We start from the raw sequence: 24,349 nt of genomic DNA, 5'->3' as shown, positions 1-24,349 counted from the left end.
CCGGGGTGCGGCACTCCCCGGAAGTTGGGGCCTCCTCGTCGCGGCGCCCGGCACCGAGCATTGCCGCATGCCTACTTTTTCTGTCATTGACCCGGCCACCGGCGAGATCACCGGCGAAGCGCCGGACTGCTCCCGTGCCGAGCTGGACGCCGTCGTGGCGGCGGCCCGCGCGGCCCAGCCGGGATGGGCGGCCCGTTCCGTGGCGGACCGCCGCGACGCCCTGCTCAGCATCGCCGGGGTGATCGACGCGAACGCCGTCGAGCTGGCCCGGCTGGTCACCCGGGAGCAGGGCAAGCCGCTGCCGGTCGCCGTCGCCGAGGTCGCCGGGCTCAGCCACTGGTTCCGGGAGACCGCGGCCCTCGACCTGCCGGTGACGGTCAACCAGGACGACGCCGAGCGGCGGTCGGTCACCGAGCACGTACCGCTGGGGGTCGTCGCGGCGATCACGCCGTGGAACTACCCGCTGGGTCAGCTGTCGTTCAAGGTCGGCCCGGCGCTGCTGGCCGGCAACACGGTGATCGTGAAGCCGTCGACGTTCACCCCGTTGTCGTCGCTGCGTCTGGGTGAGCTGCTGCGCGGCGTGCTGCCCGACGGGGTCCTCACGGTCGTCACCGGCGGTGACGACCTGGGCCCGTGGCTGACCCGGCACCCGGGCATCGACAAGATCAGTTTCACCGGGTCGACCCGGACCGGGCGCGCCGTGCTGGCCGGGGCCGGGGCCACGCTGACCCGGGTCACGCTGGAGCTCGGCGGCAACGACCCGGCGATCGTGCTGGCCGACGCCGACCCCGACCAGGTCGCCGAGCAGCTGTTCTGGGCCGCGTTCAGCAACGCCGGCCAGATCTGCCTGGCCACGAAACGCCTTTACCTGCACACCGATGTGTACGACCGGATCGCCGCGCGCCTGGTGGAGCTGGCCGGGAGCGTGGTGGTCGGCAACGGCCTCGACGAGGGGGTCCAGATCGGGCCGGTGTCGAACCGCCGCCAGTACGACACCGTCGCCGAGCTGTTCCGGGACTGCCAGGACAAGGGTTACGACATCCTGACCGGCGGGCCGACCGAGGGGTTCTTCTTCCGGCCCACCCTGATCGGCAACCCGCCGGAGGACGCCCGGATCGTCCAGGAGGAGCAGTTCGGCCCGATCCTGCCGCTGCTGCGGTTCGACGACGTCGAGGACGCGATCACCAGGGCCAACGCCATCGAGTACGGCCTGGGCGCATCGGTCTGGTCGGCCGACCCCGATGCCGCGCTCGCGGTGGCGCGCCGCCTGGAGGCCGGCACCGTCTGGGTCAACGAGGTCATGCACCTGTCCCCGTCCGTACCGTTCGGTGGTCTGAAGCAGTCCGGCATCGGCGTCGAGAGCGGCCGGGCGGGCCTGCTGGAGTTCACCGAGCGGCGGACGGTTACGGTCAAGCACTGATGCCTTTCGCCGACCAGCTCATCAGCCGCGCGACCGCCGAGGATCTCACCCGGGCGATCCGCACGGCAGCACCCGGCAACCCGCTGCCCATCCTGGGTACTGCCGCCGCGCGCCTCGGCGACCTGTCGTTGCGGGAACGGGCGGACCTGCTCCGGGACGCGCTGCTCGCCGACGTGCCCGGGAGTTACGCCGATCTCGCGCGGGTGGTGCGCTCAGCCCGTACCGGATCGGCGGGTTTCGGCGGTTGGATGATCTGGCCGGTGACCGCCGCGGTGGCGGCGAAGGCGGTCGACGACGGGGGTGTCGCGGCGTTCGACGACGCGATGGCGATGATGGCCGAGCTGACCGGGTTGCTCACCGCGGAGTTCGCGATCCGGACCCTGCTGCGCCACGACCTCGACCGGGCGCTGGCCACCGTCCTGGACTGGACCGGGTCGGGCGACGCGGACGTGCGGCGGCTCGCGTCGGAGGGCACCCGGCCGTATCTGCCCTGGTCGGTCCGGGTGCCGGAGATCATCGCCCGGCCCGGGGTGACCGTGCCGGTCCTCGACGCGCTGTACCGCGATCCCAGCGAGTACGTCCGCCGCTCGGTCGCCAACCACCTCAACGATCTGAGCCGGGACCACGCCGCGCTGGTGGTGCGGACGGCCGGACGCTGGTCGGCCGCGCCGGACGCGGCCACGGCCCGGGTGGTCCGGCACGGCCTGCGCACGCTGGTCAAGCGCGGTGACCCGGGTGCGCTGGCGTTGCTGGGCTTCTCGGCGGCCCCGGCGACGCTGCTGGTCGACGGGCCGGTGGTGGATCGCGCCACCGTGGCGGTCGGCGAGGCGATCGGCTTCCGCGCGACCGTCCGCAACACCGGCGACGCGCCCGCGCGGCTCGCGATCGACTACGTCGTGCACCACCACAAGGCCAACGGCGCACGGACGGCAAAAACGTTCAAGCTCACCACCGCGACGCTGCGGCCGGGAGAAACCCTGGAGGTACGCCGTGAGCACTCCTTCCGCGTCATCAGCACCCGCCGATACCACCCGGGCCCGCACGCGATAGCCCTGCAGGTGAACGGCACCGCCACCGAACCCGTCGGCTTCGAGCTCGTCAGCGCCCCGCCGGCATGAGTGCTCCGGCGAGGTAGACCAGGGACTGCTCGACGCCCTCGGGGTGGTCGGCGGGCCGGTTGAGGTGCCCGTGCGTCGTCCCCCGGGCGAGGTGGGTGGTGACCGGCACGCCGGCCTCGCGCAGCTGCCGGCCGAGCAGCTCACCGGAGGGCCGCAGGTCGTCGTGCTCGCTGAGCAGGATGTGGGTGGGCGCCAGCGCGTCCAGCCGGGCCGCGCCGGGCAACGCGTCCGGTGGCAGGTCGCTGATCCGGCCCACGTAGTTGCGGACCATGTCCTCGATGCTCGCCAGGGTCCGGTCCAGGCCGAGCGTGGGCACCGGGAAGTGCACGAACGGGTACGCGAGCAGCAGCACGTCCGGGGTGCGCCGCCCGGTGTCCCGGGCCCGGACCGCGGTGGCGAGCGCGAGTGCCGCCCCGGCGCTGGCCAGTTCGGCACCGACCATGTCGGCCTCGGGCATCGCCAGGTCACCGTGCCGGAACCCGCCGCCGTGCGCCCAGAGCAGCGCGGCCCGCGCCGGACCCGGCGGTTCGTAGATCCGTACCGGCACCGGGCCGTGCGGGCCGGGAACGTCCGTTGTCCTCACCCGGCGATCACAGCCGCTGGAGCTGGGTGACCACCATGGCCACGGCGAAGAAGCCGTAGAAGCCGATGGCGACGAGCATGCCACCGAGGCGCCAGCCGCGCATGCGGATCGGGGGCGGGAGGTCGCGGAGGTTGAGGCGGACCAGCAGGACCGAGTACAGCAGGGTGACCACCGAGGCCGCGCAGGTGGAGATGATGAGCAGCCCGAGCGGCTGGGTGAACCCGGCCAGCAGGATGATCGAGCCGAGGACCACCTCGGTCCAGACCACCAGCAGGTACAACCGGGGTTCGCTCCAGACCGGCACAAAGGTGCGGCGCACGAAGTCCGCGGTCAGCCGGCCGATCACGTCGAGCAGGCCCATCGCCGCCGCCCACAGCGACACCGCGGCGACCGCGAGGAACAGCAGGCGCAGCCAGTCCCCCACCCGGTCGGCGAGCACCTCGCCCTCGATCCGCAGGAAGGCCGGGGTGTTGGCGAGGCCGGCGCGGCCGGCGAGGGTCTCGTAGGCGAGCATGCTCATGATGGTGATGGTCACCGCGCAGACCAGCACGAACGTGACCAGGTGCTCGGCGTTGGCCCGGCGCCACCAGACGCGCCAGCGGGCCAGTCCGGCCTCGTCCAGGTTGGGGGTGAAGCGGTCGGTGCCGGCCGCCTCGACCCGGCCGGTGATCGGCGAGACGAGCCGGGGCACGTGCGCGCCCATCCCGTAGCGCTTGTCGCGGATCCAGTTGCTGAGCACGAGGTTGTGCACGCCGCCCGCGCCGGCCGCGCCGATCGCGCTCAGCAGCAGGGTGAACGTGACCTCGGCGGGGATGCGGCCGAACTCGAGGACCGGGGTGGTGACCGCCTCGCGCCAGGTGGACAGCGAGATGACGAAGACGACGACCACGAGCAGGAAGAACAGCGTGAGGCCGACCTTGACCGCCTCGACGCGTTCGACCGTGGTGTAGATGACCTTGGAGATGGACAGCAGCGTGCCGACCAGGATCAGGCCGATGACGGTGATCCAGACCGGGTCGCCGCCGCCCACCAGGTAGGTCAGCACCGTGGAGCCGCTGGTGGCCCAGCCCGGCCAGGCGTACTGGAACGCGCCGGCCAGGCAGATGATCACGCCCCAGCCCTTCCACCAGCGGGAGAAGCCGGCCACGACGGTCTGGCCGGTGGCCAGCGTGTAGCGCTCGATCTCCATGTTGATGACGAACTGGACGGCCAGGGTGGCGAGGGCGAGCCAGAGCAGGCCGAGACCGCTCAGCACGACCAGGTACGGCCAGAGGATGATCTCGCCGGCCGCCATGCCGATGCCGACCGCGACCACCCCGGGGCCGATCATGCGCCGCAGCGACAGCGGTTCGGGCAGATCCTGTGCAGACACGCCGCCCCCTGATGTACGAACCAGTACGTTAGTTATCGGCGGCGCACCGGAGACCTGTCAAGGGCAGCGGAAGGCGGTACCGGTTCCGGGATCAGCCGGAACCGGTACCGCCCGATGTGTACAGCTAGTGGACGATGCCGATCAGCGGGTCGATGGCGAAGTCGGTGTCCTGGAAGGACGCCTCGATCCGTTCCTCGGGCTCCGTGACATCGTCGGCGACGGTCGGCACGGTGATCTCGGAGGCGGTCTCCCCGGGCGGGAAGTCCAGGTACAACGTGGCCTGGGTCTGCGACAGCGGCCGCGAGGGCTCCGGGTACTCACCGGAGTACGACCGGAACCAGTCCGCGTCGACGTCCGTGCTGGACAGTTCGGCGCCGCTCGCCGGGACCCGCGGGTAGGCGGCCGCCCAGATGTAGGACTCGGCCGGCGCCGAGAGCGCGAACTCCCAGCGCAACGTCTCGCCCTCGGCGACCCGGGAGGTGGCCGGTTGCACGGTGATCACCGGCCGCGGGTCGTCGTCGCGTACGTCGAGGCCGCCGACGTAGTCGCCGACCACGAAACCCTTCTCGGCCTTCGCGAGCACCAGCGCCCGCTCCCCCTCGCCCCACAGCGTGTCGCCGGTGACCTCGGCCGGCACCTTGATCACCCGGTCCCCGGGGCGGACGGTGGCCACGAACGACGTGCTCGCGTACGTCGAGGTGTCGAGCAGGAACACCCGCACCCGGCCGGTGCCCGGCCTGCTGACCCGTACCGGCACCTCGTAGCTCTTCGTCCCGGTGTCACCCTCGGGCACCTGGATCGTGCCGACGTCGATGCGCGGCAACGACGTCAGGGCCGGGTCGGGCGTGCCGGCGGTCCAGCCCCAGGCGTCGATGAGCAGCGCCCGGCCGGTGGCGGTACGCGGGGTCAGCTCCAGCTTCGCGACCGTGCGTACGCCCTTGAGCGGCACCCGCACCTCCTGAGCCCACCACGACGTGGTCCGTTCGGTGCCGGGCAGCCCGTCGAGCCGCACGTCGCCGAGTGCGGTGCGGCGGCCGTCCGGCCCGACGACCGCGACACCGAAGCGCGTGCCCGTGCTGTTCGGCGGGACGGCCAGCCGCAGCTCGAGGTTCCGCGACCCGGTCACGCCGGCGGCGCGGGCCGGGGTGAACGTCACCGGTCTGCCCGGCGCCGACCAGGTCACGTCGGCCGCGTACCGGCCCGGCTCGGGATAGATGCCGAAGCTCGCGAAGTGCGGCGACCCGGACGTGAAGTTCTCCGGGTCGAGACACGACGTCGCCGCGTCCACGCCGATCTGCTCGCAGATCCGGGCTCCGGCGCTCACCGCGACCGTGGGATCCGGGGCCAGCACCGGCGTACGACGGCCGCCGAGCGCGTGACTGAGCACCCGTGCCGGGTCCGCCGAACGGGCCCGGACACCGCTGCCGTCCAGCAGCGGGCGCACCCGGTCGTCCCCGCCGACGAAGAGCCGGGCCGCGGCGGCGATGTACGTGGCACCGGCGGTCTGCTCCTGCGCCGCGGTCAGCCGGGTCGCGGTGCCCGGGTCGCAGACCGGGTCCGGTGACTCCTCGTCGGACCAGAAGTCGTCCCAGGCGGGCGCCGCGGCCTGCCCCGGCGTCCACTCGCTGTTGAAGTAGTTGTGGTTGGCCCCGATCACGTACAGGGAGCTGTGCAGGGCCCTGCCCTTGCTGACGCCGCGGGTGCCGTCGACGAAGATCTGGCCCTGCAGGTCGGAGACGTCACCGTCGCAGCCCGGCAGGATCGTCGCCGAGGGTACGTCCGGCACCGGGTTCTGACCGAAGATGGTCGGGCCGATCAGCAGCAGGCCGCGGATCGTCCAGCGCACCTTGCCGCGGTAGCCGTCCGTCGCGGCGGCCGGCGGGGTCAACGAGTCCAGCGCGGCGCGGCTGACACCCTCACCACCCCGGGAGTGGCCCATGAGGAAGACCCGCGAGAGGTCGGCGCGGGGTGCGGCCCGGACGATCGCCGGAGCCCGGGTACGGTCTGCGCCCGACCAGCCGGCCCAGAGCGCGAGATGGCGGCGTACCAGGGAGGACCGGGCCTGTGCGCCGGCGTCCTCGACCGCGTTGTCCTGCGCGCTGATGCCGTTGGCCGAGATCGACACGGTCACGTAGCCCTGCGACGCCAGCAGTTGCTGGGCCTGCAGGTACCCGCGGTAGCTGGGGATCGGCGCGTAGCCGGCCGGGCAGGGCCACTCGAACGGCCCGTCGTCCTGGCCGGCGAAGCACACCGAGTGCCGCCCGTGCAGGAACAGCGCAAGCGGGCGTTTGCCGGGTGCGCCCTTGGGCGCGACCACCACCGCCCGCATCTCGATCCCGGCCGGGAACTCCGGGAGCTTGACGTCGTTGAGCGCGTACTCACCCGTGACTGTCCGGTATCGGCCCTTGACGCCCGGGTCGACGGCGTTCGCGGGCTGCTGGGCGGGCACACCGGCCACCGCGGCGGCACCGCGCCGGGCGGCGGGCGGGTCCTGGTCGAGGCGCCGGCCCCCGGCCCGTACGGAAAGGTCGTCGAGGTTGTCCGCACCGCTCAGGTCGAGCGTGAGGGTCCTGCTGTCGGCGCCGATGTGCGGCCGGCCCAGCGGCTTGCCGCCGGCCCAGAACTCGACCGCGGCGTCACCGATCGGCACCGGCCGCTCGGAGCGCCAGGTCAGGGTGCCACCCGCCACGGACCACCGGCCGGACTCCCCCGGTGGCTGCTGCGGGGGCGGTGCGGCCCAGGCGTGCCCGGCCGCTCCGGTTACCAGGGCCGCGGCGAGCGCGGCCGATACGAGAACTCTGCGCATGCGTCCGTGTCTAGCCAACGCATGCAACGCGGTCGATATCGATCGAAGCAACAGTGCTGTGACCCTCACCATAAAGAGGACTCTAATACTCTTCTTTAAGCCTAGGGTCGTTTTGTGCGACTGAACCGTTCCACCGACATCGGCCTGCGGGTGCTCATGCTCGCGACGGCCCGCGCGGACCAGCTCACCATCGACGAGCTGGCCGGGTCGCTGGCGGTGCCACGGCACCACCTGGCCAAGGTGGTGCAGCGGCTGCAGAAGCTGCGGTTGCTCGAGACGGTCCGCGGTCGTGGCGGCGGCGTCCGCCTCGCCCCCGCCGCGCGGGACGCCTCGGTCGGCGCCCTGGTCCGCGAGCTGGAGGGCGCCACCGAGGTCGTCGACTGCGACGGCGACCCGGCCGAGCCCTGCCCGCTGCGCGGCGGCTGCCGGTTGCGCGGCGCGCTGCGGGTCGCCCAGGAAGCGTTCTACGCCAGCCTCGACCCGATCACGGTCGGTGAGCTGGCCGCACCCCCCACCCGGCAGGTGCTGCTCACCCTCGGCACCCGCCAACCCTGATCCCCGAGGAGGATCGATGCTCTCCAGCACCAGCACCCCGGTCGTCGCGGCGACGCTGCCCGTCGTCGGGCAGCACATCGAGGAGATCTCGGGCGTCTTCTACGACACGATGCTCGGCGAGAACCCCGAGCTGCTCGACCTGTTCAGCCGCAGCGCGCAGGCCACCGGCGAGCAGCGGAGCGCCCTGGCCGGCGCGGTCGCCGCGTTCGCGTCGCACCTGATCGGCACCGGGCCGGACGCCGCCGTGTCCGACCACATCGTGGAGCGGATCGCGCAGCGGCACTGCGCGCTCGGCATCCGCCCCGAGCAGTACACGATGGTCGGCCGCTACCTGCTGGGCGCGGTCGCCACGGTGCTCGGCGACGCGGTCACACCGGCGGTCGCGGCGGCCTGGGACGAGGTCTACTGGCTGTTCGCGGCGCGGCTGATCGGCCGGGAGGCCCGGTTGTCGGCCGAGGCCGGGGTGGACGGCACCGACCCGTGGCGGGAGTACACCGTCGCGAGCCGGGTCGCCGAGGCCCACGACACGGTGTCGTTCGTGCTCGTGCCGCGGGACGGCGGGCCGGCGCCCACGTTCCGGCCGGGCCAGTACGTCACGGTCGCCGCGACCCTGCCCGACGGCAGCCGGCAGCTCCGGCAGTATTCCCTCTCCCAGGCGGCGACCGGCGCAACGCTGCGGATCACGGTGCGCCGGGTCCGCGGGACCGGCGGCGCACCGGACGGTGTGGTCTCCGGATTCCTGCACGAGCACGTGCACGCCGGGGACCGGCTGCGGCTCGGTCATCCGTACGGAAATCTGGTCCTGACTGCCGGTGCCGCGCCGTTGCTGCTGATCAGTGCCGGCGTGGGCATCACCCCGATGGCCGCGATCCTGGACCACGTCGCGCGCACCGACCCGACCCGCGAGGTCACCGCCGTGCACGCGGACCGCGGCCGCGACCGGCACCCGCTGCGCGCCGACATCAGCGGCAGCGGGTCCCGGCTGCGCACGTTCCGCCACCTCGTCTGGTACGAACAGGGCGGCGACGGCGCGCGGACCGGGCGCCTCGACCCGGACGAGATCCCGCTCCACCCGGACGCCGAGGTCTACCTGTGCGGCCCCGTCCCGTTCATGCAGGCGGTCCGGGCCGGTCTGCACCGGCGCGGGCTGCCCGACGACCGGATCCACTACGAGGTCTTCGGCTCCGAGCAGTGGCAGGCGGCCCCTAGAGCTCTTGCACCCACGTCGTGATCGTGGTGACGGCCGCCTGCATGGGGAAGACCTTCTCGGTGAGCACCCGCTGCACCTCGGGGTCGCCGTCGAGGCAGCCGTCGGCGAGCACGGTCAGGGTGAAGTCGAGGTCGGCCGCCTGACGCAGGGTGGACAGCACGACGCCGCTGGTGGCGACGCCGGTGAGCACGAGGTGGTCGATCTCCCCGGCGCGCAGCACCATGTCGAGGTCGCTGCCGGCGAAGCCGCTGACCCGCCGCTTGGTGACCACGATGTCGCCCGGGGCGGGTGCCACGTCCGGGTGGATGCCGGGGCCCGGGTCTCCCGCGGGCATGCTGCCGGCCCGGGCCTTCATCCCGCCGAACATCTTGTTGCGCGCGCTGACCTCGGCGAAGTCGGGACGGAAGCCCACCACCACATAGATCACAGGTACGCCCGCCGCGCGCGCCGCGTCGATCGCCTCGCGGAGCCGGGGCAGGTAGTCCGGGTCGGGATACCGGCTGAGCACGACGCTTTGCACGTCCATGACGAGGAGAGCGGACTGGGCCACGGTGGTCCTTCCAGGGTAAGTCATCATGTGATTACTTGCTAACGTAACGACGCTGCGGGCAAGATGTCAACACGTGATTACTTGAGGGGTGGCCGATGACCGGGAAGCGGCGGGATGCCACCGCGACGCGCCAGGCCCTGCTGGACGCCGCCCGGATCCGGTTCACCCGGTACGGCTACGACCGCACCACGACCCGGGACGTGGCCGCCGACGCGGGCGTCAACATCGCCCTCATCAAGCGCTACTTCGGCTCCAAGGAAGGCCTGTTCAAGGCCGCGATCGCGGACGCGCCCCGGAGCCTGGGCGGCGCCGCCGGGGTGCCGCCCGACCGGGCCGCGTTCGCCGAGGCGCTCAGCCGGCAGCTCTCCGCCGGGGCATGGCCCGAGTTCGGCGAGCACCCGGTCCTGATGCTGCTGCGCCCGTCCGCCGACGACCAGGTCGACGAGCTGCGCCGCAGAGCCCTGCGTGAGTTCACCCAGCAGGTCCTCGACGCCACCGGCGGGCCGGACGACCCCGAGCGGGTGCTGCGGGCCGAGCTGCTGGTGGCCCTCGGCGTGGGCGTCGCGGTCATCCGCTCGGCGGCCGGCCTCCAGCCGCTGAGTTCCGCCACCGCCCCGGAGCTGGCCGGACCGCTGCGCGCCGTCGTCGACGCCCTGCTCGGCGACGATGTCGTGCCCCGGGCCGATCAGTCCAGGCCGCGGTAACCCCAGTTCAGGCTGTCGGTGCCGGACACGTCGCCGTCCTGGTGCACGGTCCGGCGTACCGTGACGGCGAAGCCGCCCTCCGCCCGGGGGCGACGGGCCCCGGTGACCGAATCGACCACCCGGTCGCCGGTGTGGCCGTAGATCCCGACCGTGACGGACGTGTCCGTGGTCCGGACCCGGATCACCATCGGCGCCGCCGTGTCGTTGCGGATCACCTGGTCGATCGCGCGCCAGTCCAGCGTCGCCTCGCGCCCCGGCGGGTACCGGCTGATGTAGAGGCTGTGCGGCTGGTGCCGCTGGATGTCGAGCCCGGCGAACCACGCCGCGTTGAACAACGTCGTCGAGAACTGCGACACCCCGCCGCCGAGCTGGTCCTGCAGCTCACCGTCGACGATGGCCGGGGCGGCGACGAAACCCCGGGCGGCCGTACGCTCCCCCGCCGTGTCGTTGAGCGAGAACGTCGCGCCCGCAGCGACCACCGTGCCGTCCACCAGCGCCGCGATGCGGTGGATGTTGGTGACCCGGGGCGCACAGCACGGGTGGTACGTGGTGAATGTGCCGATGAGCTGGTCCACCCCGGCCAGCGCCGGGTCGTGCTCGCCGGCCGCGACGGTGGTGACGGCCAGCCGCGCGGTGGTCGCACCGCTCGCGACCGCGGCGGTCAGCTCCCGCAGGCCCGCGGCGGTGTCGACGTCCTGCCCGGCCGATCCCGCGTCGACGCTCACCCCGCGCCGCGACGCCGTGTACGACAGGTCACCCTTGCCGTCCAGCACCGTGCCCGGTTTCGCCAGCGTGACCGTACGGTCGTGAGCGGCCCACCGGAATTCCCGCAGCCGGTCGTCGAGCGCGGCCCGCGCCCCCGGGTCGACGACGAGGACCGGCGTGACGTCACGGCGCCCCGGCTTCAGCCACCGCCACCGTGAGCGCCGCACCCCGCGGTCGGTGGCGTCGACGTCGAGCCGGATGCCGAGCTCGGCCGGCCGGACCTCGACGTCGTCCGTCCCCACCCGAAGCCGCACGGCCCGTTCGACCTTGGCCCGCACCTGGGCGTCCAGCGCGCGGCGCAGCTGGCCGGCGTCCAGCCCACCCACCGCGACGCCGGCGACGTACGTGTCGGCGTGCACCAACGGTGACGGCCTGACCAGGACCGCGACGGCGGCCAGCCCGGCCACCGCGACCCCGGCGGGCACCAGCAGCAACGATTTCCTCACCACGCGATCATGATCCGGCACCGGGCGCCCGCCATCGGTCGAACGACGGTATCCGGGCCGCCGGTAGATTGGACCGGTCCGTTCCGTCGCCCCAGGGGGATCTCCAGCCATGCGCCTGCACGTGGGATGCGCCATGTGGACCCTCAAGTCCTGGCAGGGTCGTTTCCTGCCGCAACCGCTGCCGCCCGCCCAGGAACGCCTGCGCTACTACTCCGGCTGGTGCGACGCGGTCGAGGGCAACACCACGTTCTACGCGACCCCGACCCGCGAGACGGTCACCAGCTGGGCCCAGCAGACCGGCCCGGACTTCCGCTTCGTGCTCAAACTCCCCCGCACGATCACCCACGACCACCGGCTGACCGGCGCGGAGGTTCCGGTCCGCGCGTTCCTGGACGCCATCGAGCCGCTCGGCCCGCGGGTCCACGCGCTCTGGGTGCAACTGCCGGGCTCGTTCGGCCCGTCCGATCTGCCGGTCCTGGCCGGCTTTCTGCGCCGTTTACCCCCCACCCATCGGTACGCCGTGGAGGTGCGCGATCCGGCCTTCTTCACCGACCCCGGGCCGCTGGAACGGGTGCTCGCCACGGTGCGCGCGGAATGGGTCCCGTTCGACACGACCGCGTTCTTCAGCAGCCTGCCGGTCAGCGAATCCGAACGTGAGGCCTGGGGCAAGAAACCGCGTATGCCGCTGCGCGACGTCGCGCTGACCGACCAGCCGATCGTGCGGTACCTGGGCCGCGACGACCCGGCCCGGACCGTCGAGGGCTGGCAGCCCTGGCTCCCGGTCGTGGCCGGGTGGCTCCGCGAGGGCCGCACCCCGACCATGTTCCTGCACACCCCGGACAACGCCGACGCCCCGGCGCTGGCCCGCCGCTTCCACGACGAGGTCCGCGCCCTGGTGCCGGACCTCGACCCGCTCCCGTCCCCGGAGCCGGTCGAGCCGCTCACCCTGTTCTGAGATCGACCGGTTCCGGATCCGGAACCTCACCGGCATCCGGGACGTCGGCGATGACGGGCTCCCGGAGCAGCTCGGCGACGTGGCTACTCCTGGCGGCGGTATGCGCGGACCGCGAGTGGGCAGAAGACGACAAACAACGCCGCGCACCAGATGAGCGTGGTGGTCATCGCCGTGGCGTTCGTTGTCGTGCCGTTCAACAGGTTCCGGCAGGCATCCATCGCGTGGGTGACCGGGTTGACGCCGGCCCAGGCGCCGAGCCAGCCAGGCAGCGTATCGGTCGGCGCAGCGAGACTGGTGCCCAGTTGCAGGGGCAGGAACGTCATGAAACTGAAGGCCAGCACCGCGTTCGCGTCCTTGACGAGCACCCCGAGCAGCACGGTGACCCAGCTCAGACAGAACCCGAACAGGATCGCCAGCCCGATCGCGGCGGCTGCGGCGACCGGGCCGCCGTGCACCCGGTAACCGAGCGCGGTTCCCAGGGCGAAAAGTATCGCCACCGCGAGCACGTACCGCACCACGTCGGCCAGGACCGAGCCCAGCAGCGGCGCCGACCGGCTGATCGGGAGGCTGCGGAAACGGTCGGTGACCCCATTCTTCAGGTCCAGGTTGATGGCGGTGCCGGTGGAGACCAGCCCGGCCAGCCCGGCACCCACGACAAGGATCCCCGGGAAGAGATACTGCAGGTAGGCACCGGTGGAGCCGGCCACCGACGTGCCGAACAGGTACAGGAAGAGCACCAGGAGAAGCGCCGGGGTGACGATCCCGTTCACCACGGCCCCCGGATTGCGCGCGGACTTGGCCAGACTGCGCGCAGCGAGCACCAGACTCTGTCGCATCGTCCCGGTCATGCACAAACCTCCATACGAGCGCCGTCCATCCGCGCACTGCCTGCTGGGCCGGCGGCAACTCGCGCACCGGTTATTGCGACGCTGCTCATTCCCGCACCCGGTCCGGGATCGCGACCACTTACCGCTGCGTCGTTCATGTACTCGCCTCCGCGGGGGTGCCGGTCAGGGCGAGAAAGACCTCGTCAAGGCTGGGCAGGCGGAGTGAGACCTCGCTGACGCCGATGGACCGTTCGCGGAGCCGCGTGGTGATCTCGAAGAACTCGGCGTCGCCGGCCACCGGGACCATCACCTCGTCCCGGGCCGACCGGGTCGGCTCCTGGCCGGTGACCTCGGCCAGCACGGCCGCGGCGGCCGCGGTCTCCGCCGGATCCCCCGGCCGGACGGTGACGGTGTGCCCGCCGACCCGGCTCTTCAGCTCCGCGGGGGTCCCGGTCGCGATGACCCGGCCGTGATCGAGCACGGTGATCGTGTCGGCGAGCGCATCGGCCTCCTCCAGATACTGCGTGGTCAGCAGCACGGTGACCCCGTCGTCGGCGAGGGTGCGGATCGGGCTCCAGAGTTCCTCACGTCTGCCGGGGTCGAGCCCCACCGAGGGCTCGTCGAGAAAGAGCACCCGGGGGTGACCGACCAGGCTCGCCGCCAGGTCCAGCCGTCGCCGCATGCCTCCGGAGTAGCCGTCGACGCGGCGGGCGGCGGCGTTCTCCAGAGCGAACCGGCTCAGCAGTTCACGGCTCCGCGCCACCGCGGCACGCCGGGAGAATCCGAGCAGCCGGGCGATGAGCACCAGGTTCGCCGAGCCGCTCAGCTCCTCGTCGACGCTGGTGTGCTGACCGGAAAGCGCGATCCGGCGGCGTACCTCATCGGGTCGGTGCCGGACATCGAAGCCTGCCACCGTGGCGTGTCCGCGGTCGGGGCGCAGCAGCGTCGCGAGGATCCGGATCAGGGTGGTCTTCCCCGCGCCGTTGGGTCCGAGCAGGCCCATGACCTGCCCGCGCGGCACGATCAGGCCGACATCCTCGAGCGCCGTGACCTTGCCGAAGCTCTTGCTCAGGCTCTCCGCGTACAGATCGCCGTCGTCTTCACTCACCTGGCACCCTCCGAAGGGCAAGAAATTCGGATGTTGGCATCATCTGGATGATGACGGTATCTTAACTGGCAGAAGATCACTACAGGAGGCTCGATGGCGCGGCTGACCCGGGCACAACAGCAGGAACTGACCCGGGCGGCGGTGCTCACAGCGGCCCGGACGGAATTCGCCGACCACGGCTACGCCGATGCCAAGATCGACCGCATCGCCGACCGGGCGGACCTGACACGGGGCGCCGTCTATTCGAACTTTTCGAGCAAGCGCGCCCTCTATCTGGCCGTCCTGCTGGACATGACCACACCGTCCGGCCCACCCGCCGACCCCGAACCTGGGCTGGCGGCGGCAATCGGGGCGTTCGCACGCGTACGACTCGAACGGCTTCCGCTCAGTGCGGAGACCGCAGCGGGCGCAAACCTGCAGTTGCGATCGCTCACCGGTGTGTTCGCGCACGAGGCGGGGCGTGCCGCGCTCGCGCAACTCTCCCGGCTGGAGTCTTTGCTGCTGGCCAGGGCGCTGGAAGCCCACGGACCGGGCGGCCGGCGGGTGAGACTGGCCGAGCTGGTGCTCACCGTGCTGGACGGGGCTGCCCGGATGGCGGAGACCGCACCCGGATTCGGTGATCCGTTCGACGTCGCGCTCGCCTGCCGGCATCTGTCCACTCTGGAGCTCGCCGAGACCTGGAACCCGCCGCACCTGCCGTACGTCGATCCCGCGCGATCCGTCGACGAACAATGGGTGGCCCCCGGCGGACTCCCGGACGTCCTCACCGGCAACACGGCGAGGCTGGACGAGGACGGGGTGATCCTCATCGTGGGAACAGCACGGCTCGGCGCGGCGGAAGAGGCCGTTCGCGCCGCCCGGGACGGCGACCGGGTCACCGTCGTCGTGGTGACCGGCGACCCGGCCGAGCTCGGCGCGCTGGTCCGGTTCCGGCTCACCGACCTGGCCGGATGCCTGCGGCAAGCGGTCACCACGCCGGGATGGCCGGGCTTCCAGGTGGTGATCGACGACGCCGGCACGGTCGCGGCCGCGACCGGCGTCGAGGCCGGGGACGAGACCGAGAGCGCGGTACGGATCATGGGCGGGCACATCGTGAGCCGCGCTGACGGCCGCGGTGCGGGCCATGCGGCAGGCCTTGGCGCAGGTAACACCAGCGACGGTGTGCGGTACGGACGCGGCGGACGGGGTACGGACGCCGATGACAACCTGGGTACGAAGCCAAGTGGCAGCCCGCGCACGGAAATGGACAGTGCGCGGGGCACCGAACCGGGCGGCAGCCAGGACCCGGAGCCAAGCAGCAGCCGGGACACCACGCCGAACGGCGACCGGGGCGCGAAACCCCGCGGTGGCCAAGCCGCCTCATCAGGCGGCGACCGGGGCGCGAAACCCCGCAGCGGCCAAGCCGCCTCGTCAGGCGGCGACCGGGGCGCCACGCCGAACGGTGGCCGGGGCCTTGAGACGCGCGGCAGCCGGGACGGTGGGAGTTGAGTGCCTCGGTGACATCGGATGAGCTGATGGTGCTGCATGCGTTGCGGTGCATGGGATGGGCCGGACTGCCTCGGGTGGCCGGGGCGTGCGGGCTGGCGGAGGGCGATGTGGAGTCCACATTGCTCGATCTTGCGGTCAGCGGGCTGGTCACCTATCTGCCGGGTGATTTCAGTGGGTGGGGCGTCACCGAGGCCGGCAAGGAGGTGGACGCGGCGCGGGTGACCGAGGAGCTGGCGGCGGCCGGGGCCGGAGAGTCGGTCGGTGCCGCGTACGGGGAATTTGTCGTTCTGAATGCGGAACTGCTCGATCTGTGTACGGTTTGGCAGTTGCGGACGGTTGAACGCTCACGGGTGCTGGCGGGTTTCGGCGTTTTCGATCAGCGGGCTGCGGGGGTCATTGCCGATCTGGCCGCGGCACTTCCCCGGTTCGCGCGGTACCGGACGCGGCTCGGTGCGGCGTTGGAGCGGGCCCGGGCCGGAGCGTTCGAGCACCTGGCGGACAGTCTGGATTCGTATCATGCGGTCTGGTTCCAGCTGCATGAGGACCTGCTCGTCACACTCGGCATCCCTCGGTCGTCGTGAGCTGGGTCCATCCGCTCACGGCCGATTCCACGGCGGGCGCGGACGTCATCGGCGGCAAGGGCCACGGGCTGACCGTCCTGATGCGGCTCGGCCTGAGCGTGCCGGCCGGGTTCGCGATCAGCACGGCGGCCTGCCGGGCTTTCCTGCGCGACGGACGGTTTCCCGCCGGATTCGACCAGGAACTGGACAGCGCGATTGCTCGTCTCGCCACGTCCCGGGTGTCCGTTCGCTCAGGTGCCGCCGTTTCCATGCCGGGCATGATGGACACGATCCTCGACGTCGACGTGCGAGGCGGTATCACCGAAGCGGTTGCGGCCGTCTTCGCGTCGTGGAACACCCCGCGCGCACAGACGTACAGAATGCTGCACGCGATGCCAGACGATCCGGGCACCGCGGTTGTCGTGCAGACCATGGTGTACGGCGACCGCGACAATTGCAGCGGCAGCGGTGTTGCGTTCAGTCGCGATCCGGCCACTGGCGAGCCGGTGCCCTACGGGGAGGTCGCGTTCGGGCACCGGGGGGACCATGTCGTGTCGGGGACGGCGCTGACCCGGCCGCTTGCGGACCTGGCCGCGTGGGCACCCGGGGTCTGGGCGGAGCTCACCCCGGCGCTGCGGATGCTCGAGAGGCACTACCGCGATGTCTGCCATGTGGAGTTCACGGTGGAGGCTGGGCGGTTGTGGTTTCTGCAGGTCCGGCCCGGTGGGTTGGTCGGGCGGGCGGCTGTGCGGGTCGCGGTGGACCTGGCTGACGAGGGGATCATCAGCCGGGCTGCTGCGGTCGGGAGGATCACTTCGGAGGATGTGCGGCTGGCACAGGTCCGGCGGATCGCCGGCGGCGCCGACATCCTTGTCCGGGGTATCGGCGCCTCCCCCGGCGTCGTCACCGGACGCGTCGCGACGAGCGCGGAATCCGCCGTGCGCATGGCCGGTCAAAATGCGACAACAAACGACACCGCTACGCGCACTACCGCCAGGAAAACGGCCACCAGCGACACTCCTACGCACGCCACCGCCAGGAAAACGGCAACCAGCGACACTCCTACGCACGCCACCGCCAGGAAAGCGGCAACCGCCGACACTCCTACGCACGCCACCGCCGGCAAAGCGGCAACCAGCGACACTCCTCCGCACGCCACCGCCAGGAAAACGGCAACCAGCGACACTCCTACGCACGCCACCGCCGGCAAAGCGGCAACCGGCGACACCCCTCCGCGCTCCTTTGGTCAGAACGCGCAGACCTATGACACCGGCGCGATCATTTTGGTGCGGCCGTTCACGTCGCCGCTTGATGTGCGGGGGCTTGCTGTCTCGGCCGGGGTGGTCACCGCCCGGGGCGGGCCGGCCAGTCATGCCGCTGTGGTCGCCCGGGCCATGGGGATGCCCGCGGTCGTGTCCGCTTCCGGGCTGCGCGTGGATGCTGACAGCGGACGGGTGCTGGCCGGCGGGCGGATCGTCGCTGAGGGCACCACGATCACGATCGACGGTACGAGTGGGGAGGTCGCGGTGGGGTTCGCTCACGTCGTACCGGATGGGGGTGGTCCCGACCTGGACCGTCTGCTCGGGTGGGCCGACCTCCTTCGTGGACCCACATGATCGTCTCTGGCCTGGGGTTTCGTGGCATGTAGCCTCGGAGTATGTCCTCCTTCGGAGACTTCCTGCGCGCGCAGCGGGACCGCGACGTGCGCCGGGACGAGGTCGCCGCGCTCGCCGGGGTCAGCGCCGATCACTATGCCCGGCTCGAGCAGGGGCGCGAGCCGCCACCGCCGGCTCAGATGATCGACGCGATCTGCCGGGCGCTGCGGTTGGGCCCGGATGAGCGGCGGCGGGCCTACCGGATCGCCTGTCGGGGGCAGGAGGTCGGGCCGGAGCTGTTGCGGCTGATGAACGCTTTCCCGCACGCCGCCGCGTACGTGGTGAATCCGGCCCTGCGGGTGCTCGCCGCGAACCCGACCGCCGAGGCGCTGATCGGGCCGCGGCAGCTCGCGTCCCAGCCTGTGCCGTTCCTGTTCCTGGATCCCGAGGCGCGGCGCTACTTCGTCGACTGGGAGATCGTGGCCCGGGCGGCGGTCAGCGCGTTGCGGATCGCGGCCGGGCAGCGGCCGGTCCATCCGGAGGTCAGCGGGCTGGTCGGGCGGCTGGTCCGGGAGAGCGCGGCGTTCGCGATGCTCTGGGACGATCGTGCGGTGACCGGGCGGAGCGCCACATACAAGACCATCGATCATCCCGAGGTCGGCCGGCTCGAGCTCGCCCACCAGACGCTCGACGTGCGCGATGCGCCCGGGCAGCAGCTGATCGTCGCGACCGCGCCGCTGGGCTCACCCAGCGGCGACGCGCTCACGCTGCTGTCGTTGACGGCGGATTGAGCAGATCCTCGATCGCGGTTGGACTCAGGCTGCCGGCGCTGACCGCGGGCTGAGCAGATCTTCGATGCCGGCCATCAACGTCTCGGCGGCGACCTGCGGGTTCTCCAGATAACCGGAGACCATCGCGCCGTCGCGCAACATCAGGTAACGGCGGCCGCTCTCCTCGGCGCCGGCTTCGCGGTGCTTGCGCATCAGATCCGTCACCGTACGCAGGAACCACTCCCGATGGTCCGTGACCGCCCGGTGCACGGGCTCGCCGGGGTTCGGATACTCGGCGGCGGCGTTGATGAACGGGCAGCCGCGGAACCGGGGCTGACAGATCTGTCCCCCGATCCCCGAACCGATCCCCCGCAGCACGTCGCCGGGCTCCGCTCCCGACTCGATGGCGCCGGTCACCGCGGTCCGGATCCGGGCGTCCTCATCCAGCAGGTAGGCGAGCACGAGATCGTCCTTGCCCGGGAAATGCCGGTAGAACGTGGCCCGGGTGACCTTGGCCTCGCCGATGATCCGGTCGACGCCGACCCGGGAGATCCCCTCGGCGTAGAAGAGGTCCGCGGCCTTGCGGAGCAGGCGTTCGCGGGGTTCTGAGGTGGCGGTGGGCATGGGGCGAGCTTAGCAGACAGAACGTTCGTTCTTGCTGGGCGGAACGGGGCGGCGGGTGGGCTCGGGCTCGGCGCGGACAACTGGGCGCGACGTGGCTATCAGGCACAGGGAAATGGTGCTGATCAGGTACGGGCCGGTCGGCGCAGGCAACGCGAGACGGCGCGGCCGAGGCGAGGCCGACGACGACAAGCGGCCGGGCGGGCCCGGCGGCAAGCGGCCCCGCGGCCCCAGCGACAAGCGGCCGGGCGGGCCCCGCGGCACGAAGCCGGACGGACCCCGCGGCAAGCAGCCGGGCCAGGCCCCGCGGCAAGCGGCCCGCGGCCCCAGCGACAAGCGGCCGGGCGGCCCCCGCAGCAAGCGGCCGGGCGGCCCCCGCAGCAAGCGGCTGGGCGGGAAGGGCGGCGGCGAGCAGGTGGCGGCCGCTCGGGGTCAGCGGTCCTCGGCGGTGTTCTCGACGCGGGCGATCAGCGTCTTGAGGCGGCCGATCTCCTCGGCGAGGGCGGCGTTCCCCGGGGCGGTGAGGGTGATCCACGTGCGGGCACGCTTGCCCTGGTAGCCCTTCTCGATGTCGACCAGGCCGGCCGCCTCCAGCACGCTCAGGTGTTTGGAGAGGTTGCCGGCGGTCAGTTCGAGATGGGTACGCAGGTAGCCGAACTCGACCCGCCGCGCCTCGTGCGCGATCGCGAGGATGCCCAGCCGTATCCGCTGGTGCACGACCTCGTCCAGGCCGGTGGTGGGGTGGCCGGTCGGGTCCGGGGTGTCGGTGCCGGCGGTCACCGCTGACTCCGGTGCGCCTTGGAGAAGGCGATCCCGCCGACCAGCAGCGCGGCGCCGATGATGAGCTGGGACGGTGCCATCGACAGCCGGAGCTGCGTGTTCGCCCCGGACATGAACGACGGCACGGCCCAGCCCGGGAGGTCCATGCCATCGGTTGTCGGCAACACCAGCAGTACCAATACCAGGTAGCTCAGCGTGAACGCCAGCAGCGCGACGTTGCGTTCGAGGCGGGCCAGCACGAGCAGGGCGAGCCCGATCAGGCCCCACGGTGCGATCAGCCGGTCCAGCACGATCCACCAGAACGGAAGCGGACCACTGCCGAAGGGCGGGTGGGCCGGGAAATAGGCGGCCGCCGCCGTGTACGCGGCCGTGAACACCACGACAGTCACGGCCCCGGCGATCGTGTACGGCAGCACGCGGGCGCCCAGCCCTCGCGCGCGGGCGGCCCGCACATAGCTGACCGCGATCGCCCCATAGGCGAGCAGGAGCGCGGGCGGCCAGTAGTAGAGCATTCCCCGGCGCGCGAACGTGCAGCCGTCGCCGGCGCAATCCACCTTCATGAAGAGCCAGTCGAAGGGGATCGCCACGAAGGTGACCGCGGCCAGGACCAGCAGCGCCACATAGGTCAGGCGCTGATCGCGGCGCACGCGGCCGGTCAGGTTGCGAATGTCGAGGAGGAGGCGCCGGGGATCATCGCCGGCGGGCAGCGAGTCGGTGGTCATGGCAATAGGTTTCCACAGCAAACCTATTTGCGCCAGCGTTTAGCCGACAACATCAGGTGGTCACTTCGCGAAACTTTCACGCGGGCCCGGTCGCCGCCGAGCATCCGGACCCGCCACAGAAGCCTCCGACACCGTCACCGCGCGTGTGCGGCGAGCGGTCCGGGATGCCGTCCCGCTATCAGTAGCGCCGACATTCGGGAAGGACCTGCCGTCGTACCAGATAGAACGTTCGTTCTTTCTGGCACGAAGCGGCCGTGAGCAGCCAAGGAGCGGGCATAAAGAATCACGCAGGGCAGGAGAAAGAACGTTCGTTCTTGACAGGGGCAAGCGCCGCCCGGCAAGCTTCACCCCAGCAGAAAGAACGTTCGTTCTACCTGGAGGCCGCATTCATGTCCCACGTCACCCGCCGCAAGGCGATCATCGGCGTCACCGCCGCTGCCCTGGTCACCGCCGGGCTCGCCGTCGCGATGCCCGCCGACGCTGCACAGCATCACCGGCCGAAGCCGACCGTCGTGCTCGTGCACGGAGCGTTCGCGGATTCGTCGGGATGGAACGGGGTGGTCGCCCGGCTCCGCGAGGACGGTTATCCGGTACGGGCCGCCGCCAACCCGCTGCGCGGCATCGCCTCGGACGCCGCGTCGGTGCGGAGCCTCGTCAGCACGATCAGCGGGCCGGTCGTGCTGGTCGGACACTCGTACGGCGGTGCCGTCATCAGCGCCGCGGCCGCGGGCAACAGCAACGTGAAGTCGCTGGTCTACGTCGCCGCTTTCGTCCCCGACGCGGGTGAGAGTCTCGGCGCCCTGGGTGCGACGGAGGTCGACCACCCGATTCCTCCCCTGACGCTGGACCAGGTGCCGACCGCCGGGGGCACCGATCTGTACATCAAGCCGTCCGCGTTCCGGGCCGAGTTCGCCGCGGACGTCAAGGCCGGGACCGCCGCCGACATGGCCGCCACCCAGCGGCCGCTCGACGCGGCCGCGTTCGCTGAGCCGGCGACCGTCGCGACGTGGAAGACCGTACCGTCGTGGTACCTCGTGGCGAAGCAGGACAAGGCGATCGCTCCCGACCTGGAGCGTTTCATGGCGAAGCGGGCCGGGTCGCACACCACGGAGATCAACTCCTCGCACGCCGCCATGGTCAGCCACCCGGACGCCGTCACCAGGATCATCGAGGCCGCCGCACGCTGACCCCCCTGGCTGCCGGGCCGGCTGCCGGCCCGGCAGCCGCACGGTCACCAGGTGGCGGGCAGGACCGGGCTGTGTCCACAGTGGTCTCCGGGTCTCGACGCAGGGCGGGGCGCATTCTCCCGCAGGCCGGGCGGCGGATCGAACGGGCACCCGATCGTCCCCGGCAGCGAGAGCGACGGGGGTCGGCGCGGACGCGGTCGACACGATGTCCTGCCCTTTCCCGGCGGCCGATTCCGACGGTGTCGGACTCCTCGCCGATTTCAAGCACTTGACTTAGATTGCCGGGGTCGGTTAGCTCGGGTGGGACGAAGGCGCCCAAAGTCCACACTCGCGAAGGGGCTCCATGTCCACCTCAGCACCGTTTGATCCGGACACCCTGCGCGCGAGGTACCGGGCCGAGCGTGACCGCCGGATCCGGCCGGACGGCAACGCGCAGTACCAGCGGACCCTCGGTGAGTTCGGCTACTACGCCGACGACCCGTACACGGATCCGGTGGAGCGCGAACCGTTGACCGACCGGGTCGAGGTGGCCGTGATCGGCGGCGGATTCGGCGGCCTGCTCACCGGCGCCCGGCTGCGCCAGGCCGGCGTCGAGGACATCCGCGTCATCGAGGAGGCCGGGGACGTCGGTGGTACGTGGTACTGGAACCGCTATCCGGGTGTCCATTGCGACATCGAGTCGTACATCTATCTGCCGTTGCTCGAAGAGGTGGGCACCGTGCCGAGCATGCGGTACGCACCGGGCGAGGAGATCCGCCGGCACGCCATGGCGATCGCGCGGCAGTTCGACCTGTATCGCGACGCCTGTTTCCAGACCCGGGTGACGTCGATGCGCTGGGACGAGGACGCCGCGGAGTGGACGCTGGAGACAAACCGCGGTGATCGCATGCGCGCTCGCTATGTGGTGATGTCGAGCGGAACGCTCACCCAGCCCAAACTTCCCGGCATCCCGGGCATCGAGACGTTCCGCGGGCACACGTTCCACACCAGTCGCTGGGACTACGGCTACACCGGCGGCGATCAGGACGGCGGCCTGCGGGGACTCGCCGGCCGACGGGTCGGCGTCGTGGGCACCGGCGCCACCGGCATCCAGGTCATCCCGCACCTCGGTCGCGACGCCGGGCAGCTGTACGTCTTCCAGCGCACGCCGTCCTCGGTGGACGTACGCGCGAATCGTCCCACCGACCCGGAGTGGGCCGCGTCGCTGACGCCGGGCTGGCAGCGGCGGCGGATGGAGAACTTCCTGACGATCGTGACCGGCGGGCACGCCGACGAGGACCTCATCGGTGACGGCTGGACGAGCACCGCACGGTTGCAACGCCAGATGATGACCGGCAGTTCCGACACCGAGCTGTCGCTTTCTGAGCGCGAGCGCCTCGACGAGCTCGCCGACTTCGCGAAGATGAACGAACTGCGGGCCCGCGTCGACGAGGTCGTCCACGATCCGGCCACCGCCGAACTGCTCAAGCCGTGGTACCGCTACATGTGCAAACGGCCCGCGTTCAGCGACCTGTACCTGCAGACGTTCAACCGGCCGAACGTCACGCTGGTCGACACCGCCGACCACGGCGGCATCGAACGGATGACCGAGACGTCCGTCGTCGTCGGCGACCACGAGTACGAGGTCGACTGCGTCATCTTCGCCACCGGTTTCGAGGTCGGTGTGTCAGGAGTGGTGTCCGGACGGCTGCCCGTTCATGGTCGTGGCGGACAGACACTGCTCGAATCATGGAGCAAGGGACCGCGTACGTTGCACGGTTTCTACAGCCACGGCTTCCCCAACCTGTTCCACCTCGGCTCCCTGCAGAACGCCGCGTCGGTGAACTTCGTGCACGTCCTGCAGGAACAGGCCACCCACATCGGCGAACTCGTCGGCGCGGCCCGGGACCGCAAGGCCCGCTGGATCGAGCCGAGCGCGCAGGCCGAGGCCGACTGGGTGGCGACGATCCGCGAGGTCGCCCCGGACAACTACCGGTTCCAGGCCGAATGCACGCCGGGCTACTACAACAACGAGGGCAGGCCACGACCGGTCAGCAACTCGTACGGGCCCGGGCCGGTCGCCTTCCACGCATTGCTACGCCAGTGGCGGGCCTCCGGCGGCATGGACGATGTGCTCGTGGACGCGGAATGAGCGAACTCGGCGGTTCGAACGAGACAGCGTCCGGTCCGGACGGCCGTTTCTGCGTGGCGCAGTTCCTCCCGGGCGG

Annotated in this window: 22 protein-coding genes; 12 read left to right on the top strand and 10 right to left on the bottom strand. The window is 71.5% G+C overall.

The window, feature by feature from the left end:
- Window positions 1-67 precede the first annotated feature (67 nt).
- Both ACIA6A_RS39235 and ACIA6A_RS39230 read left to right on the top strand, forming a co-directional pair.
- On the top strand, window positions 68-1,420 hold the full coding sequence (locus tag ACIA6A_RS39235) for an aldehyde dehydrogenase family protein (protein WP_396103201.1): 1,353 nt from the start codon (window positions 68-70) through the stop codon (window positions 1,418-1,420).
- Complete coding sequence (locus ACIA6A_RS39230) at window positions 1,420-2,538, top strand: DNA alkylation repair protein (RefSeq protein WP_396103200.1); 1,119 nt, start codon at window positions 1,420-1,422, stop codon at window positions 2,536-2,538. The genes ACIA6A_RS39235 and ACIA6A_RS39230 overlap by 1 nt, the downstream gene beginning before the upstream one ends.
- Here ACIA6A_RS39230 and ACIA6A_RS39225 read toward each other — a convergent pair.
- The 3 genes from ACIA6A_RS39225 to ACIA6A_RS39215 all read right to left on the bottom strand — a co-directional run bounded on the left by ACIA6A_RS39225 (window position 2,519) and on the right by ACIA6A_RS39215 (window position 7,299).
- Window positions 2,519-3,121: an alpha/beta hydrolase fold domain-containing protein gene (locus ACIA6A_RS39225; protein WP_396103199.1), complete on the bottom strand. Its 603-nt coding sequence runs from the start codon at window positions 3,119-3,121 to the stop codon at window positions 2,519-2,521. The two genes, ACIA6A_RS39230 and ACIA6A_RS39225, sit on opposite strands and share 20 nt — an antisense overlap.
- Window positions 3,122-3,128: 7 nt before the next feature.
- Window positions 3,129-4,493, bottom strand: coding sequence for an Nramp family divalent metal transporter (locus tag ACIA6A_RS39220; RefSeq protein WP_396103198.1), 1,365 nt, complete (start codon window positions 4,491-4,493; stop codon window positions 3,129-3,131).
- Between the two features lie 124 nt (window positions 4,494-4,617).
- Window positions 4,618-7,299: an alpha/beta hydrolase family protein gene (locus ACIA6A_RS39215; protein WP_396103197.1), complete on the bottom strand. Its 2,682-nt coding sequence runs from the start codon at window positions 7,297-7,299 to the stop codon at window positions 4,618-4,620.
- Between the two features lie 114 nt (window positions 7,300-7,413).
- Here ACIA6A_RS39215 and ACIA6A_RS39210 point away from each other — a divergent pair, with 114 nt between their 5' ends.
- Both ACIA6A_RS39210 and ACIA6A_RS39205 read left to right on the top strand, forming a co-directional pair.
- Window positions 7,414-7,854 carry an RrF2 family transcriptional regulator gene (locus tag ACIA6A_RS39210; RefSeq protein ID WP_396103196.1) on the top strand — a complete coding sequence of 147 codons (441 nt, stop codon included), beginning with the start codon at window positions 7,414-7,416 and terminating at the stop codon, window positions 7,852-7,854.
- A gap of 16 nt (window positions 7,855-7,870) precedes the next feature.
- Window positions 7,871-9,085, top strand: coding sequence for a globin domain-containing protein (locus ACIA6A_RS39205; protein WP_396103195.1), 1,215 nt, complete (start codon window positions 7,871-7,873; stop codon window positions 9,083-9,085).
- Here the strand turns inward: ACIA6A_RS39205 and ACIA6A_RS39200 are convergent.
- The gene (locus ACIA6A_RS39200) at window positions 9,060-9,638 is read right to left on the bottom strand and encodes a cysteine hydrolase family protein (RefSeq protein WP_396103254.1); all 579 of its coding nucleotides are present in this window, start codon (window positions 9,636-9,638) and stop codon (window positions 9,060-9,062) included. The genes ACIA6A_RS39205 and ACIA6A_RS39200 overlap by 26 nt on opposite strands.
- 71 nt (window positions 9,639-9,709) lie before the next feature.
- On the opposite strand from ACIA6A_RS39200, the gene ACIA6A_RS39195 reads away from it, so the two are divergent.
- Window positions 9,710-10,318, top strand: coding sequence for a TetR/AcrR family transcriptional regulator (locus tag ACIA6A_RS39195; RefSeq protein ID WP_396103194.1), 609 nt, complete (start codon window positions 9,710-9,712; stop codon window positions 10,316-10,318).
- Here ACIA6A_RS39195 and ACIA6A_RS39190 read toward each other — a convergent pair.
- Window positions 10,300-11,529 (bottom strand): VanW family protein, encoded by a 1,230-nt coding sequence (locus ACIA6A_RS39190; RefSeq protein ID WP_396103193.1) that lies wholly within the window; start codon window positions 11,527-11,529, stop codon window positions 10,300-10,302. The genes ACIA6A_RS39195 and ACIA6A_RS39190 overlap by 19 nt on opposite strands.
- A 133-nt stretch (window positions 11,530-11,662) precedes the next feature.
- Between ACIA6A_RS39190 and ACIA6A_RS39185 the strand changes: the two genes are divergently transcribed.
- Complete coding sequence (locus ACIA6A_RS39185) at window positions 11,663-12,484, top strand: DUF72 domain-containing protein (RefSeq protein ID WP_396103253.1); 822 nt, start codon at window positions 11,663-11,665, stop codon at window positions 12,482-12,484.
- A gap of 83 nt (window positions 12,485-12,567) precedes the next feature.
- On the opposite strand, the gene ACIA6A_RS39180 is transcribed toward ACIA6A_RS39185, so the two are convergent.
- Together ACIA6A_RS39180 and ACIA6A_RS39175 are read right to left on the bottom strand one after the other, a co-directional pair.
- The gene (locus ACIA6A_RS39180; protein ID WP_396103192.1) at window positions 12,568-13,332 is read right to left on the bottom strand and encodes an ABC transporter permease; all 765 of its coding nucleotides are present in this window, start codon (window positions 13,330-13,332) and stop codon (window positions 12,568-12,570) included.
- A gap of 133 nt (window positions 13,333-13,465) precedes the next feature.
- On the bottom strand, window positions 13,466-14,419 hold the full coding sequence (locus tag ACIA6A_RS39175) for an ATP-binding cassette domain-containing protein (protein ID WP_396103191.1): 954 nt from the start codon (window positions 14,417-14,419) through the stop codon (window positions 13,466-13,468).
- A gap of 93 nt (window positions 14,420-14,512) precedes the next feature.
- On the opposite strand from ACIA6A_RS39175, the gene ACIA6A_RS39170 reads away from it, so the two are divergent.
- From ACIA6A_RS39170 to ACIA6A_RS39155, 4 genes are all read left to right on the top strand, one after another.
- Window positions 14,513-15,907 carry a TetR/AcrR family transcriptional regulator gene (locus ACIA6A_RS39170; RefSeq protein ID WP_396103190.1) on the top strand — a complete coding sequence of 465 codons (1,395 nt, stop codon included), beginning with the start codon at window positions 14,513-14,515 and terminating at the stop codon, window positions 15,905-15,907.
- An 8-nt stretch (window positions 15,908-15,915) separates the two neighbouring features.
- Entirely contained in the window at window positions 15,916-16,488 is a 573-nt protein-coding gene (locus ACIA6A_RS39165; protein ID WP_396103189.1) for a transcriptional regulator, read from the top strand.
- Between the two features lie 80 nt (window positions 16,489-16,568).
- On the top strand, window positions 16,569-18,083 hold the full coding sequence (locus ACIA6A_RS39160; RefSeq protein ID WP_396103188.1) for a PEP/pyruvate-binding domain-containing protein: 1,515 nt from the start codon (window positions 16,569-16,571) through the stop codon (window positions 18,081-18,083).
- A gap of 41 nt (window positions 18,084-18,124) precedes the next feature.
- Window positions 18,125-18,853: a helix-turn-helix transcriptional regulator gene (locus ACIA6A_RS39155; RefSeq protein ID WP_396103187.1), complete on the top strand. Its 729-nt coding sequence runs from the start codon at window positions 18,125-18,127 to the stop codon at window positions 18,851-18,853.
- Between the two features lie 24 nt (window positions 18,854-18,877).
- On the opposite strand, the gene ACIA6A_RS39150 is transcribed toward ACIA6A_RS39155, so the two are convergent.
- The 3 genes from ACIA6A_RS39150 to ACIA6A_RS39140 all read right to left on the bottom strand — a co-directional run bounded on the left by ACIA6A_RS39150 (window position 18,878) and on the right by ACIA6A_RS39140 (window position 20,955).
- Window positions 18,878-19,456, bottom strand: a complete 579-nt coding sequence (locus tag ACIA6A_RS39150) for a TetR/AcrR family transcriptional regulator (RefSeq protein ID WP_396103186.1) — start codon at window positions 19,454-19,456, stop codon at window positions 18,878-18,880.
- 429 nt (window positions 19,457-19,885) lie between these two features.
- A complete protein-coding gene (locus ACIA6A_RS39145) occupies window positions 19,886-20,233 on the bottom strand; it encodes a transcriptional regulator (protein ID WP_396103185.1) in 348 nt (115 codons plus the stop codon).
- A complete protein-coding gene (locus tag ACIA6A_RS39140) occupies window positions 20,230-20,955 on the bottom strand; it encodes a hypothetical protein (RefSeq protein WP_396103183.1) in 726 nt (241 codons plus the stop codon). The genes ACIA6A_RS39145 and ACIA6A_RS39140 overlap by 4 nt, the downstream gene beginning before the upstream one ends.
- Before the next feature lie 389 nt (window positions 20,956-21,344).
- Between ACIA6A_RS39140 and ACIA6A_RS39135 the strand changes: the two genes are divergently transcribed.
- Both ACIA6A_RS39135 and ACIA6A_RS39130 read left to right on the top strand, forming a co-directional pair.
- Window positions 21,345-22,142, top strand: coding sequence for an alpha/beta fold hydrolase (locus ACIA6A_RS39135; RefSeq protein ID WP_396103182.1), 798 nt, complete (start codon window positions 21,345-21,347; stop codon window positions 22,140-22,142).
- 343 nt (window positions 22,143-22,485) lie between these two features.
- Window positions 22,486-24,273 (top strand): flavin-containing monooxygenase, encoded by a 1,788-nt coding sequence (locus ACIA6A_RS39130; RefSeq protein ID WP_396103181.1) that lies wholly within the window; start codon window positions 22,486-22,488, stop codon window positions 24,271-24,273.
- Window positions 24,274-24,349 lie beyond the last annotated feature (76 nt).

Origin of the sequence: Actinoplanes sp. NPDC051494 (assembly GCF_044454705.1) — a bacterium.
Taxonomy (GTDB): Bacteria; Actinomycetota; Actinomycetes; order Mycobacteriales; family Micromonosporaceae; genus Actinoplanes.
This window is presented reverse-complemented; position numbering and strand designations above follow the sequence as displayed.

Coding starts and splice junctions, on each gene's coding strand:
- ACIA6A_RS39170 (WP_396103190.1), top strand. CDS start 14,513: ATGGCGCGGCTGACCCGGGCACAACAGCAGGAACTGACCCGGGCGGCG.
- ACIA6A_RS39205 (WP_396103195.1), top strand. CDS start 7,871: ATGCTCTCCAGCACCAGCACCCCGGTCGTCGCGGCGACGCTGCCCGTC.
- ACIA6A_RS39215 (WP_396103197.1), bottom strand. CDS start 7,299: ATGCGCAGAGTTCTCGTATCGGCCGCGCTCGCCGCGGCCCTGGTAACC.
- ACIA6A_RS39180 (WP_396103192.1), bottom strand. CDS start 13,332: ATGACCGGGACGATGCGACAGAGTCTGGTGCTCGCTGCGCGCAGTCTG.
- ACIA6A_RS39160 (WP_396103188.1), top strand. CDS start 16,569: ATGCGGCTCGGCCTGAGCGTGCCGGCCGGGTTCGCGATCAGCACGGCG.
- ACIA6A_RS39230 (WP_396103200.1), top strand. CDS start 1,420: ATGCCTTTCGCCGACCAGCTCATCAGCCGCGCGACCGCCGAGGATCTC.
- ACIA6A_RS39235 (WP_396103201.1), top strand. CDS start 68: ATGCCTACTTTTTCTGTCATTGACCCGGCCACCGGCGAGATCACCGGC.
- ACIA6A_RS39200 (WP_396103254.1), bottom strand. CDS start 9,638: ATGACTTACCCTGGAAGGACCACCGTGGCCCAGTCCGCTCTCCTCGTC.
- ACIA6A_RS39150 (WP_396103186.1), bottom strand. CDS start 19,456: ATGCCCACCGCCACCTCAGAACCCCGCGAACGCCTGCTCCGCAAGGCC.
- ACIA6A_RS39130 (WP_396103181.1), top strand. CDS start 22,486: ATGTCCACCTCAGCACCGTTTGATCCGGACACCCTGCGCGCGAGGTAC.
- ACIA6A_RS39155 (WP_396103187.1), top strand. CDS start 18,125: ATGTCCTCCTTCGGAGACTTCCTGCGCGCGCAGCGGGACCGCGACGTG.
- ACIA6A_RS39195 (WP_396103194.1), top strand. CDS start 9,710: ATGACCGGGAAGCGGCGGGATGCCACCGCGACGCGCCAGGCCCTGCTG.
- ACIA6A_RS39135 (WP_396103182.1), top strand. CDS start 21,345: ATGTCCCACGTCACCCGCCGCAAGGCGATCATCGGCGTCACCGCCGCT.
- ACIA6A_RS39185 (WP_396103253.1), top strand. CDS start 11,663: ATGTGGACCCTCAAGTCCTGGCAGGGTCGTTTCCTGCCGCAACCGCTG.
- ACIA6A_RS39140 (WP_396103183.1), bottom strand. CDS start 20,955: ATGACCACCGACTCGCTGCCCGCCGGCGATGATCCCCGGCGCCTCCTC.